Here is a 19,273-nt window from a genome sequence, read left to right on the forward strand (position 1 = left end):
GAAATGACAATACTTTGTGGTTACAATATGGAAAATTGTTGCGGAGCTACTTGTGGAGATTTCTCGTTCCTCGAAATGACAATATTGTGCAGAGAAACTGGCGAGAGACAAACTAAACAAAAAACCAACCCTCATTAAATCAGTATTTTAGTAATAAATTTATATATTTGGTCATACCAAAAACCAATTTACTATCTAAAACCACTATTAATGAAAGGACTTATTAATATCGGCCGTGTATTTTACGGTATTGGCATCATTGCTCTGGGAGTACATCAGCTTATTATCAAAGATTTTCGGTCTGAAATTTTATCGCCTTTTCCTGCTTGGGCGCATCAATATTCTGTTTTTTCTATCCTTACCGGAATTGTTTTAATATTGGCAGGAATTATTATTTCGGGAATCGTTACCATTACATTTATCGACACCCGAAAAGTCTGTCTTTATTTAGGTTTTGCTTTTCTTGCCGCTTTTATGGTTTCTCATCTTCCGTTTATTTTCATTTTTAATACTGATAAAACAAACGCTACACAAATTTGGATTAATGCTATTGAGGAACTAACATATAGTGGCGGAGCGCTTGTATTGGCGGGTTCCTATAGTACGAACAAAAGCGAAAGCAAATTCGACAAATTTCTAGAAAAACTTATTCCAGTTGGGCGAATTTTCTATTCGCTTTTAATGCTTTTGTTTGGTTTAAGCCATTTTCTTTTTGCTGAGTTTGTTTCTACAATGGTTCCAAAATGGCTGCCAGGAACGATGTTTTGGACTTATTTTGTAGGCGTTGCGCTTATTTGTTCGGGCATTTCGATTATTTTCAAACTTTGGATAAAACCTATTTCGCTTCTTTTGGCTTTAATGCTTTTACTTTTTGTACTTTTCTTCCATATTCAAGATGCTGTTGCAAACCCAACTGTTGGTGGCGGAAATGAAATTGTGCGTGCCATTATTGCGTTACTTTTCTGCGGAATTGCATTGGTAATTGCATTAACAAATGATTCTAAAAAACAGGTTTTAGCAAGCTGAAATATTTAGAAAATCGAAACTGTGCTTTAGCATGTCATTACAATTATGAAAAAAAATATCGAGGAAGAAATAAAAAAACTAACAGCACAATTACTTGAGTTGGTGAATCTGTATTGCTGGAATGATATTTCGAATAACTTTATGTTTATTCTTTCCGATATTTCAGAAGTAAAAGGAGAAAACTTTTTTATTCAAAACCAAAATAAAAGTAAACTAAACAAAAATAAAATACCCAAAACTTCTAAAGAGGCTGTTGCAGAACTTAACGAATTTTACGATTTAATTTATGATGTAAATTTATATGTTTATAAAGCTGAAAAGGATCAAACTATTATCGACATTAGATACTTTCTGAAAACTAATCTTGATTCAGATTTTCTTAAAACAGTTTGTAATAATCCACCAATGCTGCATTGTAAAATTACAAAACCTCCCTATTTAAAAAACGAAAATGATAAATTTGATGTTAATTGGGAATTGGGTGGTATGCGACATAAATGGAATATGCTTTGCTGGAAAACAAACCATAAATGGGATAAAATGAATCGCAACTTTACAAAATTCAAATAAGAAAACTAAACTATGGAAAACTTCGACTGGACTTCTTTCTCAAAAAAAATAGCCGTTAAAGCGCCACTCAGCGACATTTACAATGCTTGGACAATCGCGAATGAACTGGAAAAATGGTTTCTAGAAAAAGTATCTTTTTTTGATGCGAATCTAGAACCAATCAGTAAAAACCAAAATGTTTCGGGAGGAAATTCTTATGAATGGCTTTGGTATTTGTATGATGATGCCATGAAAGGAAAAATCATTTCTGCCAACGGAAAAGACTCTTTGCAGTTTACGTTTGAAGGCACGTGTCTAGTCGATATAAAGTTGAGTGAAGAAAATGGATACACGATTGTAGAACTTCGTCATCATAACATTCCGACAGATGATAATTCGAAACAATACATCAGATTGGGCTGTTCCAACGGATGGCATTTTTATTTGACCAATCTGAAATCGGTTTACGAAGGCGGATTGGATTTGCGAAATAAAGATGAGAATTTGAATCCTATGATTAATAATTAAAAATGGGATATAATTTTTACAATACAGAAGAAGAGATTTTATATCTCAATAATTCTTGCGAATACGATACTTTGTCAGTTTTTAAATTCTGTGCAAATAATCTTTACAGAATAAACGAAAGAATTAAAAAAGGAGAAACGATCAAAATCATTGAAAATCTTGGCAAAGAATATGCTAAAACATATAACATTGAAAACACCGCAGATTTTAAAAAATGGGTCGAAAAAATATACAATGGAGGTTTTGAAGATTATCTCGAAACTGGAATGAAATAATCATTCTTTCCAAAATCACGCCACAACACATTCCATATTTTTTTCTTCCATAATCTGCATATCGATTATTTTTTGAGCAACAGTTCCTCTTTCAAATAAACGAATGAATTTGAAAACGGCACTTACAAAATATCCAGGATTTGAAACCAAACGAGCGATTTCTGTTATTCGCTTGTCTCTTAATTGTGTGCAGACTTCTCTTACATCTTCTGGAACTGCTACAAATTCGTTGGCAAATTTCCATGCACCGTTTCTTGCAGTTTCCATGCTGAAATCTATAAAAAAGTTATCTATTTTGCCTGTAAGTTTTAGAATCCACGTAAGTGTTGGCCAAATCTTGATCAAGCATTTTTCGACACCGCCAACGAGATTGCTCAAAATGAAGTTTATTTTATCGAAATCCGCTTTTAAATCTTCGATATCTTCGATTGTACTGACTTCTGCCGAGGCAATTCCTAAATCAAGATTAATATGCGCATTGATTCCAAGAAGCAAATGCTGTAGAACTATCGGCCAGAACTTTTCGGCTTGTTCAAAAGCAAATGCCCAACATTCAGACGGTTTTTCTTTGGCTTGATATTGATAATAAGCTTTTAAATATCTATTGGCAAAAATAACATCCAGTTTTTCCATTCGTTCGCCATTTTGAAAAGAACCAGCATGAATACCTTCTTTTACTCTTACCGTAACTTCGCGATATAAAATGGCAAATAAACCTAAATTGCTCTGGTCTATTTTTGATTTTTCTATTATTTCATCCAATAACAAAATTACTTCGTCTATAGTTTCTGCTTGTTTCATACTCGTTTACAATGGGTTATAATTAAATTGAGAAGAACTAATTTAATTATTTTAAGCTTTCGATTAACGTCATTTTTGATGCGTATCTACTATTTTTTCGTAATGAAAAAATTCTATCTTTAACCGAAAAATTTATTCATTATTTCTTTCGATCGCGAAAGTCTTTGAATCTTAAATAGCAACCCCATTTAAAATCATTTGTAATTTTTATGATGTCATTACCTCTGCTTATTTTTGCTGGATTTATAGCATTAGTTCTTTACGTTGTACATCAAGCCACAAAAAAGTCTCCTAAATTTTTAAAACAAGAGAAAGTACAAATGGAAGAAAAAGTCAACACTTTAAAGAAAGATATCATAACTTGGAATGATGGTTCTTTAAGAGAGATTACCAATGACATCGAATATTCTTATGTAAAAAGCATGTCTAGTGTACTGACAGGAGTTATTAAAGCAAGTGATAATTTGCCAAGTGTAGCTTTTCAGAGAATAGACAGGGGAATTTTTGTTAATAGCAGAATATTGGCAAGTTCTACCGATTTTAAAATCTATTGCGAATTTAAAAATGAAGAAAAACTTTTCTTTTTTAATGATGTATATATTGGTAAAATAGTAAATCATTTTGATATTCTTGATGCAGCAAACAACCAAATTGGAAAATGCAATAGAATTTCTTCACAAAATCAAACTAGTTTTATAGTAACATTTCGTTTTGGAGAAGTCGCCGAAATTTGGAAAAATGAAGATCGAAAAGCTTTTATCAATAAATATAGATATCATTCAAAAGGCCACGATCATTTTCGTTCAACACTTGAATATCGTGAACCGCAACCTCCTATTAAATTAATAAAATCGATTCGCACAACTGACGAAGAAGAATTAAAATGGATCATTTCTCTAACCATATTTGAAGCCACTTATTATGGTTTTAGTTTCGTTTCATAAAAAAATCCCGCAAGAAAACTTCTTACGGGATTTTTTTAAAAACTGATTTAAATTAGCGTTGAAGCTAACAAAATACTATTTCGGCGCAAATCGATTATGATCGTATAGTTTTCTCTCTGTGATATAATGTAAAATAAGATTTTTGGTCTGATCGGCTGTTAAATCCTGATTATAGTTTTTTGCAACTACAACTCCCAGCCTGTTGATTTCATCATTTGATAGGTTCTCAAAATAAGAAAGTATTGTTTCTTTATTTTCCTGTTCGTTAATATCGAAATTTGGAATTGGCTCTGGCTGTACAGGAACTTCTTTCGTTTTACTTGAAACGCTTATTTTCTCTGCTTTTTCGGGTCTATTTTGCGGGAAATTTTTAGCAATCTTAGGTTCAGGCTCCGACGGCAAGTCAGCAGGATTCATTTTAGAAACTTCTTTTAAGATATATCCTAAAACCGCAACCAAAACAATTTTTGGCAAAAACCCAATGATATCACTATTGATAAATTTTACCATTTGAAGAGCCGAAACAACTGCATAAACTATAAACGAAAAACCTAAGATTTTAAAGTAATCATTCAAAACAACATCAATTTTTCTGATGCGGTTTCCTAAAACAATATTAATCACCACCATTGTGACATTTGCAAGAATTAACAGTATCGCACTAGAAAATGAACTTGAACCAAAAGAAGTTAATGCATTGACATCTCCAGCAGAAAAATAAACGGCAAGAGACTTAAAAAATATTACGCCAACTGAATAAACTGCAATTGCTAATAAAATTAATGAGATAGTTATTAAAGAGTCCGCTTTTTTGTATTGAAGTGTCTTATTCAAAAAGACTTTAAATACAAAAAGAATTCCTATCCAGATTAAATTGCTGAAAACAGAAAATCCGTTGGCAGTTAAGCCATGAAACCAAGTTTGGTCAACATATAAAAAGTCTTTGTAAACTGAAAAGATCAGCATTAAACCTGCATAAATGAATGCGGCTAATGCAGCGATATTATAATATTTAGGTAAAGTTGTTTTTGGGGTAGAGTTACTCATAAAATGGCTAGTTTATTAATTGGTGATTTGTGGTTATGGATTCAAAAATATAAAAATATAATTACAATTCTATTGAACATTTTACGTATTTAAAGTTGTTGCAAATAAAAAAATCCTGCAAGAAAATCACTTACAGGATGTTTTTTATAAACTGAAAATAAGAAGTATTAAGCTACTTCTACTACTTTTAAGATTTCTAGTTTTAGATTGCCTTTTTTTGCTGGCCATTCGACAAGATCGCCTTCTTTGTAACCTACCATTGCAATACCTTCGTCAGAAAGAATTGAAATTTTGTTTTTGCTGACTTTTGCTTTTTCTGGGCCAACTAGAAGAATTGTTTTTTCTTCATTTTTCATGTGGTCTTTATAAGTTACTTTTCTATTTACTGAAACGACATCTTCTGGAAGATTTTTTCTTAATACTTGAGTAGCATGTTTTAACTCATTCAATAAAAGCTCTTCTTCTTCTGGAGTAACTTTTTTTCTTCTTACGTGATATTTAATTAAATCGTATGTTCCTGTTGTTAAAATTATATTTTGTGACATGACTTTCTTGTTTGCTTCACCCTTTTCTAAAACATGACTCAACTCTACACTGAACAGCGCGCAAAACGGCATATTCAATGATATCATATCCTGAATAAAAATGAGATTAAATAAATAAAAATTGTATGTAAAAAAGATCCCCTGTCTAGAGTTGTGACAGGGCCAAAGTAATAAACTCCTTTGAGCTTTTTAAGAAAGTATCATCATGCAAATACAATAATGTGCAAATTAAGCACATTAAACAGCTGTTTACTAAATAAATATTTGCGGTGATCATTATAACATCAAATTATTTTAGCAATATACAACTTTTTCTTACAAAAAAAAATATTGTTTTTAAACACTCTGTGTCTTTTATTATATCTAATTGGATAAAAAAAACAAGAATTAAATGACAAAAAAATCTAAAAAGCAGTCTTCTTAATTCTTAACATTTGCTATCTTGCTCTCCTAAAAACTTTCTATTCCTTAAAAACATGAAATCAAAATTACCTGCTTTATTATTTGTTTTAAGTATTTTTTTATTCAGTTGCAGTTCAGATTCTGACACTAATTCAGAAGATCTAGATGTTAAATACATGAAAGCTTATAAGACTGACACTCCCGAATATCCTGGAGATTACGATTCTTTTTATGAATACAGCAATGGTTATCTAACAAAAGGAAAAGGTTATAATTTGTTTTCTGGAACATTTACGTATGATAGCTCTGGAAAACTAATAAGCAGGCAAGTGTATGATCAAGAATATACTTTTGAGTATGATAGTAAAAACAGATTAATAAAACAGTCACGAACGGGATCGCCAGACAATATTACTTTGAAATACGACAACAATAAAATAACTATTACAAACTCATACAATTACGAATCGGCTGAACACTACGATCAAATTTCTGAGCTTTATCTAGATAACAAACAGCGCATTATCAAATACAGAAATTTATCACCAACAACAGATTATACTTTTATGGTACAGGAATATTTGTATGATGACAACAATAATATTACTCAAATAACATTCAAAGAAAACAATTATAATTATGATGATTTTGTTGTGAAATATGTATACGATAATAAAAAAAATCCTTTCTATTATGCATTTAAAAAACTGTATAAAAGCATTTATTATCTAGAATGCAGAAACGGAATATCAAATTACAAACATACTGGAATAACGCCAAACAATATGACAATTTACGGTACGTCTACCTATGCGCACCAATATGATAATGACGGATATCCCGTAAGCTGGCACATGGTGTATGACAATAATGGCACTGTTCCAGCAACAGCAGATTATACGGTTGAGTATTATTAATAAATATTTTAAATTCTACTTAAAATTAAAAACTTCGCTTCTTTTCGAGAAACAAAAAACAAAAGCGAAAAAAACTTAGAATCTTAGAATCTTAGTAACTCTTTTAAAAATTTCCTATTTTCGCCAGTCCAACTAGAAAAGAAAAAATGAAGGTCTGTATTGCTGAGAAACCAAGTGTAGCGCGTGAAATTGCATCTGTTTTAGGTGCCAATACCAAGCACGATGGATATTATGAAGGCAATGGCTATGCTGTAACTTATACTTTCGGGCATTTATGTACCTTAAAAGAACCTAACGATTATAAACCGCACTGGAAAAGCTGGGATTTGAATAATCTTCCGATGCTTCCTGAAAAGTTTGAAACCAAAGTCGTTCAAAATTCGGGAATTCAGAAACAGTTTAAAATTATAAAAAGCCTTTTTGATAAAGCCGAAGTGGTTATAAACTGCGGGGATGCTGGACAAGAAGGAGAATTGATTCAGCGCTGGGTGATGAACGAAGCGCATTATAAAGGAGAAATTCAGCGTTTATGGATCTCGTCACTTACAACCGAAGCGATTAAAGAAGGTTTTGAAAACTTAAAACCCTCTTCTAATTATGATAATTTATTCTACGCTGGATTTTCCAGAGCTATTGGAGATTGGCTTTTAGGAATGAATGCAACACGTTTGTACACCGTAAAACATGGCGGTTACAAACAGGTTTTGTCTATCGGGCGTGTGCAGACGCCAACATTGGCGATGGTTGTGGATCGTTTTAGAGAAATCGAAAACTTTAAACCTCAGCCGTATTGGGAATTGCAGACTTTGTATAGAGAAACGCTTTTTAGTTATGAAGAAGGCCGTTTTTTAAACAAAGAAGATGGAGAAATTGTTGCAGCAAAAGTCAAAGAAAGTGATTTCGAAATTGTTTCTGTAGATAAAAAGAACGGGAACGAATATGCTCCAAAACTTTTTGATTTAACAGGTTTACAGGTTTATTGCAATCAGAAATTTGGATTTTCTGCCGAAGAAACATTGAAGATTGCACAGACTTTATACGAGCAGAAAGTAATTACATATCCCAGAGTTGATACGACTTTTTTACCAGGGGATATTTATCCGAAAGTGTCTGGAATTCTGCAAAAATTAACCAATTATGCCGAATTGACTCAGCCAATTTTAGGAAAAAAAATCAAGAAATCACCAAAGGTTTTTAACGATAAAAAAGTAACCGATCACCACGCAATTATCCCAACGGGAGTTCAAAACAATCTGCCGCACAATCAGCAGCAGGTTTATGATATTATTACAAGACGTTTTATTGCCGTTTTTTATGATGATTGTTTGGTTGCAAACACAACAGTTATTGGAAAAGCGGCCGATGTGACTTTTAAAGCAACTGGAAAAGAAATCTTGAAAAAAGGTTTCCGTGTTGTTTTTGAAGATCCGAATGCGAAAGAAAAAGAACCCGATTTACTGCCGAGTTTTACTGTGGGCGAAAAAGGTCCGCATGAACCTTCGTTTCTTCAAAAAGAAACCAAACCACCCAATCAGTTTACCGAAGCGACTTTATTGCGTGCAATGGAAACAGCTGGAAAACAGGTTGACGACGAAGATTTACGTGAATTGATGAAGGAAAACGGAATCGGTCGTCCGTCAACGCGTGCAAATATTATTGAAACGCTTTTCAAACGCCAATATATTGTTCGAAATAAAAAACAGGTTTTACCAACTTTAACGGGAATTCAATTGATTGATACGATTCAAAACGAATTGGTAAAATCAGCCGAACTTACTGGAACTTGGGAAAAACAGCTGAAAGATATTGAGAAAGGAACTTTCACCGCCGCCGCATTCATTAGAAACATGAAACGTATGGTTGAAGCTTTGGTTTATGAAGTACGAAGCGAAACTAAACACGCCAATATTTCGCATGCTGCAACGGTTCAGAAACCGGTTGTAAAAGCAGAAAAAGAAAAAAAGAAAGCTTCTGGAATTTCGGCAGAAAAATGTCCGAAATGTCAAAAAGGAAATATACTAAAAGGAAAATCGGCTTTTGGATGCAGCGAATACAAATCGGGTTGTGATTTTGTGCTACCGTTTGTCTTTCATGATAAAAAAATTACTGAAAGCCAATATTTACGATTGGTTCAGAAAGGTTCGACCGTAAACATTAAAGGTTTCAAAACCGATTCTGGAACTGTTGAAGGTTTAATTCGTTTTGAAGAAAACTACAAACTGAAATTAGAGCCAAAGAAAACGGATAAAAAAAACCAGCCAAAAGAAAGTTCAGATGCATTAGTTTGTCCGAAATGTAAAAAAGGAACAATTCTTAAAGGCAAAACTGCTTATGGCTGCGCTGAATACAAATCGGGCTGTGATTTCAAAGTGACTTTTGATGAAGTTCGAGCAAAATTAAAAGACCAAAAACCTACTAAGGAATTGGTTTATTCAATTTTGAGTGCTAGCGTTTGATTTTTTTGCCACAGATTAAAAGGATTAAAAAAAGATTTTATTTCACGCAGATTTAATTTGATTTATTATTAAATCTGCGTAATCTGCTTAAATCTTTTTAAATCTGCGTGAAATAAAATTCGTGGAAATTTGTGCAATTTGTGGCAAACATTTTTTTCATACATTAGTACTATCAAAAATCTCATAAATATGTTTCAGAAAATTACTCTTATCGCCCTTATCATAGCTTTTGTTTCTTGCCAGAAAAAAGAAACCGTTGAAAAAGACAAAATCAAAAAAGCCGACTGGTTAATTGGAAACTGGGAAAATACTTCTCCAGAAGGTGTTTTGTCTGAAAACTGGCAAAAGTTAAACGACAGTACTTTCAACGCTTCTTCTTATTTTATTAAAGGAAAAGACACTCTGCATTTTGAAACTATTGTTTTGGCTCAATTAGGCGAAACACTAACTTACAAAGCAACTGTAAAAGGGCAAAACGACGACAAACCTGTTTTCTTCCCTTCTACTTCTGAGACAGATCAAAAATTGGTTTTCGAAAATCCGAAACACGATTATCCTCAAAAAATCACTTATACAAAAGGTGCTAATAATACTTTAACCGCAGAGATTTCTGGGAATTTGAATGGAAAACCGAGTTCTGAGAAGTTTGTGATGACGAAGAAGTAAACTCAAATCTATCTAAAAAAATATGTTTGAATGGAAGATAATGTAGTTCCTTTAAATGGTTTTGAAAGTTTTGATGGAATTGTTGATAAAATATCAATTGAATATAATTGTAAAAGCATCCTAATAACGATCAAACAATGGAATGGTGATGAAACACACAATCTTTCTCAATTAAATTTTAAAAATGTAATTTTTCAAAGCTTACCCGATATATCTTCATTTAATCTTATTAATGAAATTATAAGAAGTAAAGATTCTATGTCTGTATTAAAGCAATTTGATGAATATTTAATTGATAATCCAACATTGTCAATACCAAATGCAAAAGACAACATTATTGATGATGTAAAAAAGGAATTAAATCTAGAATCTTATCTTTTGGTTTCTGGTTATTGCAAAGACTGGTTAATTATTTGTCAAGAAATGATTTTAAGCGAGTTTGAAAATTTACCCAAATAATCCTTAATTATATTTTCAAAATAAACAGGTCACAGTAAAAGAAAAACTTAGAACCTCAGCATCTAAGAACCTTAGCAACTTAAAAAAATCACTCATTCTCCCCGATTTTATTCACCATAAAAATCATCAGAATTCCGAGAAGCGCCATAATTAAGAACGCCCATTTCATACTTAGATATTCAGAAATAAAACCAACCATTGGCGGAACTAATAAAAATCCTAAATAACCAATTGTAGATATTGAAGTTAAGGCAGAACCACTGCTCAAGTTTGAAGATCTTCCGGCAATGCTAAACACTAACGGAACAACGCAAGAAACCCCAAATCCGATTAAAACATAACCGAAAATAGTTGGATACGCATAAGGCAAAATAAAACAAACTCCAAAACCAGCTGTGATTAATATACCGCTATAAAGGAGGATTTTTTTAGTTCCAAATTTCATTACGCCATAATCTCCAAATATACGTCCTAACGTTACCGCCGAAGCAAAAAATACAAACGCTGCACTGGTTAATTTTGGAGAAGCTTTTAATATATTTTCGAAATAAATTCCGCTCCAATCATACATTGTATTTTCGCACGCCATAGAAACGAAACAAATCAGAGAAAATTTTATCAGATTCTTTTCTGGCATTGAGAAGAACTTCTTTTTCACTGGAACAGGTTCATTATGAATACTCATCGGATAAAAGCAAGCCGTTAGCGCCAGCATAAAAATACTTACTCCCAACAAATGATGCGATGGTGCAATTTTCTGTGTTACCATTACATACCCTAATCCCGCTCCCGAAAAAACAGCTATACTCCAAACGGCATGAAAACGTGTTATAATCGATTTTGGATATAATTTCTGCACTTCCAGAGATTGTGCGTTTATAGATAAATTAAAAATATTTCGAGAAGCTCCAAAGAATAAAAGTATGATGACCAACTGCCAAACAAATGCTGCCAAACCTGGCAAAGACAGTGCAATATTGAACATAACTGCGCCAAGAAGCATTATATAACGGCTGCTGTATTTATTCAATAACTTTCCTGTAAAAGGCATTGTAAGCATTAAACCTATCGGAAAAGCAAATAAAACTGCCCCAAATTCGGCTTCAGATAAATGCAGTTGGGCTTGTATGTGTGGAATTCGCGAAACCCACGAAGAATATCCAAAACCAGAAAGGAAGAAAAAAACAGTATTGGCAATACGGTATCCTTTTGGCGTATTTTGAATCTTTTTAAAGAATGGTAAAATCATGAAGTCATTTTTCAGACTGCAAAATTAAGGCTTTAAAACTTTATCTCGCTAAAACATCAACTAAGAATTTCATTTAATTATTTCAATAATCAACATTTAACAATTTCAAAACTAAATGACAAAAAATAAAATTGTTAAAGTTATTTTAATTTTTACATTTGCACTGTTTTTATTTATTCTAAATAAATTTTATTATAAACCAAATTAAAAATAGTAATGAATTATTCCAGTTTGAAAACTTCGCGTTTTCTATTTTCAATCAGTTTTCTATTTTCGTTTTTATCTGCCTTTGCACAAAACCACGGAAAAATTAAAGGAACAATTACAACATCTGATGGCGACGCTGCTGCCGGTGTAAATATTATCCTTAAAAACACTAAATACGGAACCGTTTCTAATGATGACGGAAGCTTTGATTTTAATAAAGTAAGAGCCAATTCTTATACGCTTCAAGTATCTTTAACAGGTTATGAAACTTTAGAAACAGAAGTTCTTGTAACTGAAAATGAAACTTCAACAGTTAATTTGCAGCTTAAAGTTTCAAACAAAGAATTAAAAGAAGTTATCATTAGCAGTCCGAAAAGCATTGTGTCCAAAAAAACAGATTACGTAGCCAGAATGCCACTTAAAAATCTTGAAAATCCACAGGTTTATAGCGTAATCCATAAAGAACTTTTACAGGAACAGGTTTCTGTCGATATTAGAAGTGCTGTACAAAACTCGCCTGGCGTAGTTTCAATTAGTTATCCATCTGGAGGAGTTGGAGTAATCTTTAGAGGATTTTCTACAGGAATAAATGCAAGAAATGGAATGGAAACGGTTTCGGGGCGTTCTTCTGTAGATCTTGGAAATGTAGAACGCATTGAAATTTTAAAAGGTCCCTCTGGAACTTTGTTTGGTTCTACTGTTTCTTCATTTGGAGGAGTCGTGAATTTAGTGACTAAAAAGCCTCATGAAACAACTGCTACAGAAATCTCATATACAACAGGAAGTTACGGTTTAAATCGTTTAACGGCTGACGTAAACACTCCGCTAAACAAGGATAAAAGTGTCCTGTTCAGAATAAATATGGCAGTTAACAGAGAAAAAAGTTTCCTTGATTATGGTTTCAATAATGCTTTACTTTTTGCTCCTAGCCTTACTTACAAAGCATCTGAAAAACTTACTTTCAACATTGATGCTGAACTTTACAATGTAAACAACACAAGACGCACCTATAATACTTATGCTGCAACTTCTGGAATTACAAATCCGAATGATTTAAAGATAGATTACAGAAAATCTATGTTTCACGATGATAACGATGCTAAAACAAAAGCGACAAAAGTTTTTGCTCAGGCAGAATACGAAATAGCAGAAAACTGGAAATCTACCACTGTATTTTCGTTTGTTGGCGAAGATGTAGAACGCAGCTATCAGAGTTATGCCGTTTGGAGTTCGCCAACTCAAGTGGCGAGAAGAGTTGGTCTTTGGGGACCTATTTATAACAACTACACTAACATACAGGAAAATTTAAACGGAAAGTTTTCTACAGGAAGCATTAAACACAAATTTCTTGCAGGTATAAACTATAGACTTTACAGCGGTTCTTTTTCTGGAGGAAGTACTTTTACTCTTGACAATATTGATATTACTACTCCATTTACTCCTATTAGAAGAAAAGCTGTAGACGCTGGTCTTGTTCTTACAACATCTCCAATTGCAGATCAAAAAACGTTTAGTGTGTATGCGTGCGATGTAGTCAATTTTACAGATCGTTTTTCGGCTATGTTGAGTTTACGTCTGGATAATTTTGACCGTGAAAAAGTGGGAACTATTGAAGGTTATAACCAAACAGCTTTGGCTCCAAAACTTGGATTGGTTTACGAATTGGTAAAAGACCAAGTTTCTGTATTTGGAAATTACATGAATGGTTTTCAAAATATGCAACCTGTAACACAGCCAGATGCTTCGATATTTGTTTTGGATCCTATTTATGCAGTTCAATATGAAGGAGGTATTAAAGCCGAAGCTTTCAATAAAAAACTAACTGGTTCTGTAAGTTATTACAATATTACGATCGATAACGCGACAAGAGTAAATGCAACAGGTTTTACAGAACAAGATGGCAAACAAGTAAGTAAAGGTTTTGATTTTGAGTTAATGGCCACTCCTATGAACGGATTAAGCGTTGTGGCAGGATATGGCTATAATGACAACCGAATTGTAAAAGCTTCTGACACATCTATCGAAGGAAATAAAGCGACAGGTTCTCCTGAAAATATAGTGAACTTTTGGACTTCTTATACTTTCCAAAATAAACTAAAAGGTCTTGGTTTAGGTTTTGGTGCCAATTATGTTGACAAAAATTTCTTCACAGCCGATAATACTTTTTATATGCCTTCTTATACAACTCTTAATGGATCTGTATACTATGATCGTACATCATGGAGAGTTGGTCTTAAATTTAATAATATAACTAACGAAAAATATTGGGATTTCTGGGGCACATCACAAGCTCCAGCAAATATCCTTGCTAGTTTAACGATTAAATTCTAACACACTGTTTAAAATTTAAATTAAAAGCGTCTCAATCTAAAATCTTGAGGCGCTTTTTTGTATTTTATTTTTAATTATTCTAAATAAAACTTATGTTTGTAAAAAATATCATTCTAATAATTTAAACTTGATCTTATGAAATCAAATACTCTAAAAACACTAAGCTTTTTATTTCTAATGCTTTTTGCCGCACCTCAGCTTTTTGCTCATGCTTTATGGATTGAAACCAAAGCAACTGGAACAAAAGGAAAAGCTCAGGAAATTTCTGTTTACTTTGGAGAATTCTCTGATAATGATATTACAAAAGCTGATAAATGGTTTTCTGATTTAAAAGATTTTACTTTGGTTGTAATTTCTCCTTCAAAAAAAGAAACAAAACTGACTTCAAAAGCTTTAGAAAATAAATATCAAGCATTCTTTACTCCTGACGAAGATGGCGTTTATACAATCGTAATGCACCATACAGTTGGAGATGTTTACGGAACAATGAAATTAGATTATAATTCAAGCGCAACTGTAGTCGTTGGAAACAAATCGGCGGGAAATATTGCAGCGGCTAACAATAATAAAATTAGTGTATTTTCTGAAAATGCTGATATCGCGAAAAAAAATACTGTTGTAAATGTTTCTGCTTTATATGAAGGCGCTATTGCAAAATCACAAAAAATTAAAGTAATCGCTCCAAACGGTTGGGAAAAAGAATTATGGACAAATGATAAAGGAGAGATCTCTTTCACTCCTATTTGGTCAGGAAATTATATGGTTGAATTTGCTTATACGGAGAAATCTGCAGGTGAGCACAATGGTAAAAAATATGATGAAATCTGGAAAATGGCTACTTACCAAATTGCAGTAAAATAATTTCGTAAAACTTCATTCTTAGATTTAATTTCAATTTAAAAAACCTTGCTTAACGGCAAGGTTTTTTTGTTGCTATTTATACTAAATTAAAATAATACTAAAAACCTCTTAAGCAAATCTTAAGAAAACAATAAGTAAGAATTAAGTAAGAAAACGCCCCATAAATTTCATTAACATATTCCTGCAATTGTATATTTGCGGCGATCTATTTTTATTGAATCTAAATAAATACCATGAAATATAATTTACTATTTGCATTAGGATTATTAAGTTTTGCCTCTTATGGTCAAGATTTTTCAAGCACCGAATCTACTTCTTCAGTAACCGATACAGTTAAGAATAAAAAAGGAGAAATTTTAAATGAAGTAGTTGTTACTAAAAATAAAGAACCAAAACCAGTTACAGCAGTTCGCTCTGGATTGAAACCAATGGATAACCCGCAAAGTATACAAGTTATTGGTTCAGAAGTTATCGAACAGCAGCAAGCTATTAGATTAAGTGAAGTACTAAAAAATGCTAACGGTGTTTACGTTAGCTCTGCTCGTGGTGGCGCTCAGGAATCTTTTTTCTCTAGAGGTTATGACATGTCTGCAAATAATATGTTCAAAAATGGATTTCGTTACAATTCAGGATCAATTCCTGATGTTTCAGGATTAGATAAAGTAGAATTCTTAAAAGGGGGTTCGGCTTTGTTGTTTGGAAATGTGGCTCCAGGAGGAGTTCTTAACTTAGTAACTAAAACTCCTCAATTCAAAAGCGGAGGCGAAGTGTCAATGCAGTTTGGAAGTTATGCTTATTATAAACCATCATTTGATTTTTATGGAGGACTTAATAAATCAATCGCTTTTAGAATTAATGGTTCTTACGAGAACTCAGAAAGTTTTAGAGATGTTGTAAAAAACAAACGTGTATATGTAAATCCGTCTTTACTTTTTGTTATTAATCCAAAAACTCAAATTACATTACAAGGAGATTATTTAAGTGCAGATTGGACACCTGATTTCGGAACTGGAATCATAGGAACTCAAATTCTTGATTTGCCGCGTAATGCTTTCTACGGATCACTTTGGTCTAATGGCACTACTAAATCTTCAAGCGCATCTGTATTATTAAATCACGATTTTAATAAAAACTGGAAATTAAATTTTAATTCTTCTTTCCAAAATTATGATAGAGGAAGCTACTCTACTGCTCAATTATCAAATTTAGACACTTATGCAACTCCAGGTGATTGGAATAGAGGTTTAACAAAGAATAAAAATTTGGAGCAAATTTTTGGAGACCAAATAAGCTTGCAAGGAAACTTTAATACTGGATCTGTAAAACACCAAATCTTTACTGGTGCAGATTGGGAAAATTCATTTGCAACAGCTTACACTTTTACATTTGATGAAAAATATGTTCAAATCGGAATAAAAGATGGTAAACCCGTTTACGGACCAACTCTTTACGATACTATAAATTTATTCACATTTGATCCTGCAGATCAAAGAATGAACATCCCTACAACAGACAGAGCTACTCAGATTACAAAAACAGACACAAATCGATTTGGAGTATTTGTTCAAGATTTCATTTCGATTACAGATAAACTCAAAGTATTGGCAGGTTTAAGATGGTCTTGGCAAGAAGCTGAAGTTAGCACTTATAAAGAAACTAAAACAGGAGCAGGAAATCCTCAAGATGCAGTTCCAACAGTTACTCCAAAACGTTTAGATAATGCATTTTCTCCTAAAGCAGGATTAGTGTATCAGCCAACAAAAGACATTTCAGTATTTGGAAGTTATTCAACTTCTTTTACACCAAATACAGGAACAACTGTTGATATGCAGCCTCTTGAAGCTTCTATTATTGATCAATATGAAGTTGGTATTAAAACTGATTTCCTAAAAGGTTTATTAAGCACAAATGTCACTGTTTACCAAATTACTAATAGCAATTTTGCACAAATGGCACCTTATAAAGCTGATGGAACTGAGAATAATGATACGAGCATCAAACTTTTAAGTGGGGAGACAAAAAGCAAAGGAGTTGAAGTTGACGTTACTGCAAGACCTGTCGAAGGTTTAAATATTATTGCAGGATACAGCTATAATGATATGCGTTATACTAAAACTTCTGGATTAAATGGAAGTTTCATTGAAGGAGACCGTGTGGCAAGAACACCATTAAATACTGCAAATTTAAGCTTCTTTTACACGTTACAAGAAGGATTCTTTAAAGGGGTTTCTGTTGGTGCAATAGGAAATTATATTGGAGATAGAATTGGTGGATGGAACAACCAATACGATTCTACAAAACCAGACGGAATATGGTACAGAGAAATTCCATTAGAAGGTTATGTTACAATTGATGCATCAGTAGGATATACTTGGAGTAAATTCTCAATTCTTTGCAAATTATCAAACATTACAAACGAATTAAATTATACAGTTCACGAAAATTATAGTGTGAACCCAATCGCTCCTCGTCAGGTTATGACAAGTTTGCGATACAAGTTCTAAAATATTGAATTAGATGTTTTTTTGATTTATCCCAAGATTTTCTCTTTTCAGAAAATCTTGGGATTTTTATTTTAAGCTAATATTGATTCAAATTAACATACTTTTGCTAAAATCATAATCCTTTACACAAAATCTAAATGTCAGATTCTAAGCAAAACCAATTAAAGAAAACTTTAGGCCTTAGTTTTAATATTGCCGTATTAATTGGCGGAACAATTGGAGTCGGAATTTTACGAACACCAGGTTCTATTGCAGAATTACTAAATAATTACTGGCTTATTCTAGCTTCATGGCTTTTTGGAGGTTTATATGTTTTATTAGGCGCAAATTCTTATTCTGAACTCGCTACAATGCTACCAAAAGCTGGTGGATCTTACAATTACATCAAAAGAGCTTTAGGCGAATATGCAGGATTTCTTTCTGGCTGGTACGATTATATTGTCAATGCTATTCCGCCTGCTTTTTACTGTATTGTAATTAGTGAATATTCTATTATTTTATTTCCTGCACTTTCCAATTATTCAACCGTAATATCAATTTCTTTATTAATTGCTTTTGTTTTGCTTCATTTAAGCGGAGTAAAAAACGGAAGTGTCATTCAACAAATTACAAGTTTATTAAAAGTGATTTGCTTTGTGGCTTTGGTTTTGGCTTGTTTTATGTATTCGGGAGTTGAAGTTCTGACAATCAAAACCGATAGTTCAATCTTTCAAATCGGACTTCTTTTTGGATTTTTCAAATCATTACAACTTATTATAGGAACTTATAATGGTTGGAACGCTGTTTGTTTTTTTGCTGAAGAAAATGACGATCCAAGCAAAAATATTCCGAAATCATTATATAGTGGAGTTCTCCTTGTTGTTGCAATCTATATTTTAGTAAATGCCGCTTTTTTTCATGTATTGCCAATAGAAACTTTAGCCAAATCAAATCTTGCTGCAGCCGATGTTGCTAAAATTCTTTTCGGAGAAAATGGAGCCAAAATTGTAACCGTAATTTCTATTTTTTCTTTAATCAGTATTTTAAATGCTTTTATGATGATTCCGCCAAGAATTCTTTACGGATTAAGCCGTGACGGATTTTTTATCAAACAGGGAATACAAGTCAATAAAGGCGGAACACCAATTGTAGCACTTTTGGTTTCGTCATTTTTTAGTTTATTTTTAATCTGTATTGGTTCGTTTGAAGTGCTATTTTCTTTCGCCGCTTTTATCTCCATAATAGTTTGGGGATTGGCCTATTATTCGCTTTTAAAACTAAGAACTTCTGAACCAGATTTACCAAGACCTTATCGTTCTTTTTGGTACCCTTGGACCACTATTATAGCGATCATTTTTTCTATCGCATTACTTGCAGGATTTGTTTACAGCGATCCTAAAAGTTTTATTATAATTGTTGGAATTGCAATTGTTTCATATCCTTTGTTTTTGGTTTTGAAGATGAAAAAATAATACGCCTTTTGTCATTCCGAGGAACGAGGAATCACACATGAAACTCTATATCTAA

General features: G+C 32.6%; 17 protein-coding genes. 13 read left to right on the forward strand and 4 right to left on the reverse strand.

What is annotated here, in order from left to right:
• The first annotated feature begins 210 nt into the window (after positions 1–210).
• From OD917_RS20040 to OD917_RS20055, 4 genes are read left to right on the forward strand one after another with little or no spacing between them, the layout of a single operon-like run.
• Positions 211–1,026: a DoxX family membrane protein gene (locus OD917_RS20040; RefSeq protein ID WP_263525177.1), complete on the forward strand. Its 816-nt coding sequence runs from the start codon at positions 211–213 to the stop codon at positions 1,024–1,026.
• A 45-nt stretch (positions 1,027–1,071) separates the two neighbouring features.
• Complete coding sequence (locus OD917_RS20045; protein WP_119789737.1) at positions 1,072–1,596, forward strand: hypothetical protein; 525 nt, start codon at positions 1,072–1,074, stop codon at positions 1,594–1,596.
• Between the two features lie 12 nt (positions 1,597–1,608).
• Positions 1,609–2,103, forward strand: a complete 495-nt coding sequence (locus tag OD917_RS20050; protein ID WP_263525178.1) for an SRPBCC domain-containing protein — start codon at positions 1,609–1,611, stop codon at positions 2,101–2,103.
• Between the two features lie 2 nt (positions 2,104–2,105).
• Positions 2,106–2,378, forward strand: a complete 273-nt coding sequence (locus OD917_RS20055) for a hypothetical protein (protein WP_263525179.1) — start codon at positions 2,106–2,108, stop codon at positions 2,376–2,378.
• Positions 2,379–2,393: 15 nt separating this feature from the next.
• On the opposite strand, the gene OD917_RS20060 is transcribed toward OD917_RS20055, so the two are convergent.
• Positions 2,394–3,179, reverse strand: coding sequence for a DUF5995 family protein (locus tag OD917_RS20060; protein ID WP_263525180.1), 786 nt, complete (start codon positions 3,177–3,179; stop codon positions 2,394–2,396).
• A 209-nt stretch (positions 3,180–3,388) separates the two neighbouring features.
• Here OD917_RS20060 and OD917_RS20065 point away from each other — a divergent pair, with 209 nt between their 5' ends.
• A complete protein-coding gene (locus OD917_RS20065) occupies positions 3,389–4,123 on the forward strand; it encodes a hypothetical protein (RefSeq protein ID WP_263525181.1) in 735 nt (244 codons plus the stop codon).
• Positions 4,124–4,198: 75 nt separating this feature from the next.
• Here OD917_RS20065 and OD917_RS20070 read toward each other — a convergent pair whose 3' ends face one another.
• Positions 4,199–5,170, reverse strand: coding sequence for a hypothetical protein (locus OD917_RS20070; protein ID WP_263525182.1), 972 nt, complete (start codon positions 5,168–5,170; stop codon positions 4,199–4,201).
• A 167-nt stretch (positions 5,171–5,337) separates the two neighbouring features.
• Positions 5,338–5,715, reverse strand: a complete 378-nt coding sequence (locus OD917_RS20075) for a GreA/GreB family elongation factor (protein ID WP_263525183.1) — start codon at positions 5,713–5,715, stop codon at positions 5,338–5,340.
• Positions 5,716–6,191: 476 nt separating this feature from the next.
• On the opposite strand from OD917_RS20075, the gene OD917_RS20080 reads away from it, so the two are divergent.
• The 4 genes from OD917_RS20080 (at position 6,192) to OD917_RS20095 (ending at position 10,615) form a co-directional block, all read left to right on the forward strand.
• Positions 6,192–7,034 (forward strand): hypothetical protein, encoded by an 843-nt coding sequence (locus OD917_RS20080; protein ID WP_263525184.1) that lies wholly within the window; start codon positions 6,192–6,194, stop codon positions 7,032–7,034.
• Positions 7,035–7,180: 146 nt separating this feature from the next.
• Entirely contained in the window at positions 7,181–9,490 is a 2,310-nt protein-coding gene (locus OD917_RS20085; protein WP_263525185.1) for a type IA DNA topoisomerase, read from the forward strand.
• Positions 9,491–9,679: 189 nt separating this feature from the next.
• The gene (locus tag OD917_RS20090) at positions 9,680–10,156 is read left to right on the forward strand and encodes a DUF6265 family protein (protein WP_263525186.1); all 477 of its coding nucleotides are present in this window, start codon (positions 9,680–9,682) and stop codon (positions 10,154–10,156) included.
• Between the two features lie 30 nt (positions 10,157–10,186).
• Positions 10,187–10,615 carry a hypothetical protein gene (locus tag OD917_RS20095; RefSeq protein ID WP_263525187.1) on the forward strand — a complete coding sequence of 143 codons (429 nt, stop codon included), beginning with the start codon at positions 10,187–10,189 and terminating at the stop codon, positions 10,613–10,615.
• Between the two features lie 88 nt (positions 10,616–10,703).
• On the opposite strand, the gene OD917_RS20100 is transcribed toward OD917_RS20095, so the two are convergent.
• Complete coding sequence (locus OD917_RS20100) at positions 10,704–11,864, reverse strand: MFS transporter (protein WP_263525188.1); 1,161 nt, start codon at positions 11,862–11,864, stop codon at positions 10,704–10,706.
• 216 nt (positions 11,865–12,080) lie between these two features.
• Between OD917_RS20100 and OD917_RS20105 the strand changes: the two genes are divergently transcribed.
• From OD917_RS20105 to OD917_RS20120, 4 genes are all read left to right on the forward strand, one after another.
• The gene (locus tag OD917_RS20105) at positions 12,081–14,402 is read left to right on the forward strand and encodes a TonB-dependent receptor (RefSeq protein ID WP_263525189.1); all 2,322 of its coding nucleotides are present in this window, start codon (positions 12,081–12,083) and stop codon (positions 14,400–14,402) included.
• A 135-nt stretch (positions 14,403–14,537) separates the two neighbouring features.
• Positions 14,538–15,263 carry a hypothetical protein gene (locus OD917_RS20110; RefSeq protein WP_263525190.1) on the forward strand — a complete coding sequence of 242 codons (726 nt, stop codon included), beginning with the start codon at positions 14,538–14,540 and terminating at the stop codon, positions 15,261–15,263.
• 233 nt (positions 15,264–15,496) lie between these two features.
• Positions 15,497–17,767, forward strand: coding sequence for a TonB-dependent siderophore receptor (locus tag OD917_RS20115; protein WP_263525191.1), 2,271 nt, complete (start codon positions 15,497–15,499; stop codon positions 17,765–17,767).
• Positions 17,768–17,904: 137 nt separating this feature from the next.
• On the forward strand, positions 17,905–19,218 hold the full coding sequence (locus OD917_RS20120; protein WP_263525192.1) for an APC family permease: 1,314 nt from the start codon (positions 17,905–17,907) through the stop codon (positions 19,216–19,218).
• The last annotated feature ends 55 nt before the right edge of the window (positions 19,219–19,273 follow it).

Origin of the sequence: Flavobacterium sp. SH_e (assembly GCF_025717045.1) — a bacterium.
Lineage (GTDB): Bacteria > Bacteroidota > Bacteroidia > Flavobacteriales > Flavobacteriaceae > Flavobacterium.

Bases quoted from the DNA above. Each gene is read 5' to 3' on its own strand.
- OD917_RS20040 (WP_263525177.1), top strand. From the start codon at position 211: ATGAAAGGACTTATTAATATCGGCCGTGTATTTTACGGTATTGGCATC.
- OD917_RS20045 (WP_119789737.1), top strand. From the start codon at position 1,072: ATGAAAAAAAATATCGAGGAAGAAATAAAAAAACTAACAGCACAATTA.
- OD917_RS20050 (WP_263525178.1), top strand. From the start codon at position 1,609: ATGGAAAACTTCGACTGGACTTCTTTCTCAAAAAAAATAGCCGTTAAA.
- OD917_RS20055 (WP_263525179.1), top strand. From the start codon at position 2,106: ATGGGATATAATTTTTACAATACAGAAGAAGAGATTTTATATCTCAAT.
- OD917_RS20060 (WP_263525180.1), bottom strand. From the start codon at position 3,179: ATGAAACAAGCAGAAACTATAGACGAAGTAATTTTGTTATTGGATGAA.
- OD917_RS20065 (WP_263525181.1), top strand. From the start codon at position 3,389: ATGATGTCATTACCTCTGCTTATTTTTGCTGGATTTATAGCATTAGTT.
- OD917_RS20070 (WP_263525182.1), bottom strand. From the start codon at position 5,170: ATGAGTAACTCTACCCCAAAAACAACTTTACCTAAATATTATAATATC.
- OD917_RS20075 (WP_263525183.1), bottom strand. From the start codon at position 5,715: ATGTCACAAAATATAATTTTAACAACAGGAACATACGATTTAATTAAA.
- OD917_RS20080 (WP_263525184.1), top strand. From the start codon at position 6,192: ATGAAATCAAAATTACCTGCTTTATTATTTGTTTTAAGTATTTTTTTA.
- OD917_RS20085 (WP_263525185.1), top strand. From the start codon at position 7,181: ATGAAGGTCTGTATTGCTGAGAAACCAAGTGTAGCGCGTGAAATTGCA.
- OD917_RS20090 (WP_263525186.1), top strand. From the start codon at position 9,680: ATGTTTCAGAAAATTACTCTTATCGCCCTTATCATAGCTTTTGTTTCT.
- OD917_RS20095 (WP_263525187.1), top strand. From the start codon at position 10,187: ATGGAAGATAATGTAGTTCCTTTAAATGGTTTTGAAAGTTTTGATGGA.
- OD917_RS20100 (WP_263525188.1), bottom strand. From the start codon at position 11,864: ATGATTTTACCATTCTTTAAAAAGATTCAAAATACGCCAAAAGGATAC.
- OD917_RS20105 (WP_263525189.1), top strand. From the start codon at position 12,081: ATGAATTATTCCAGTTTGAAAACTTCGCGTTTTCTATTTTCAATCAGT.
- OD917_RS20110 (WP_263525190.1), top strand. From the start codon at position 14,538: ATGAAATCAAATACTCTAAAAACACTAAGCTTTTTATTTCTAATGCTT.
- OD917_RS20115 (WP_263525191.1), top strand. From the start codon at position 15,497: ATGAAATATAATTTACTATTTGCATTAGGATTATTAAGTTTTGCCTCT.
- OD917_RS20120 (WP_263525192.1), top strand. From the start codon at position 17,905: ATGTCAGATTCTAAGCAAAACCAATTAAAGAAAACTTTAGGCCTTAGT.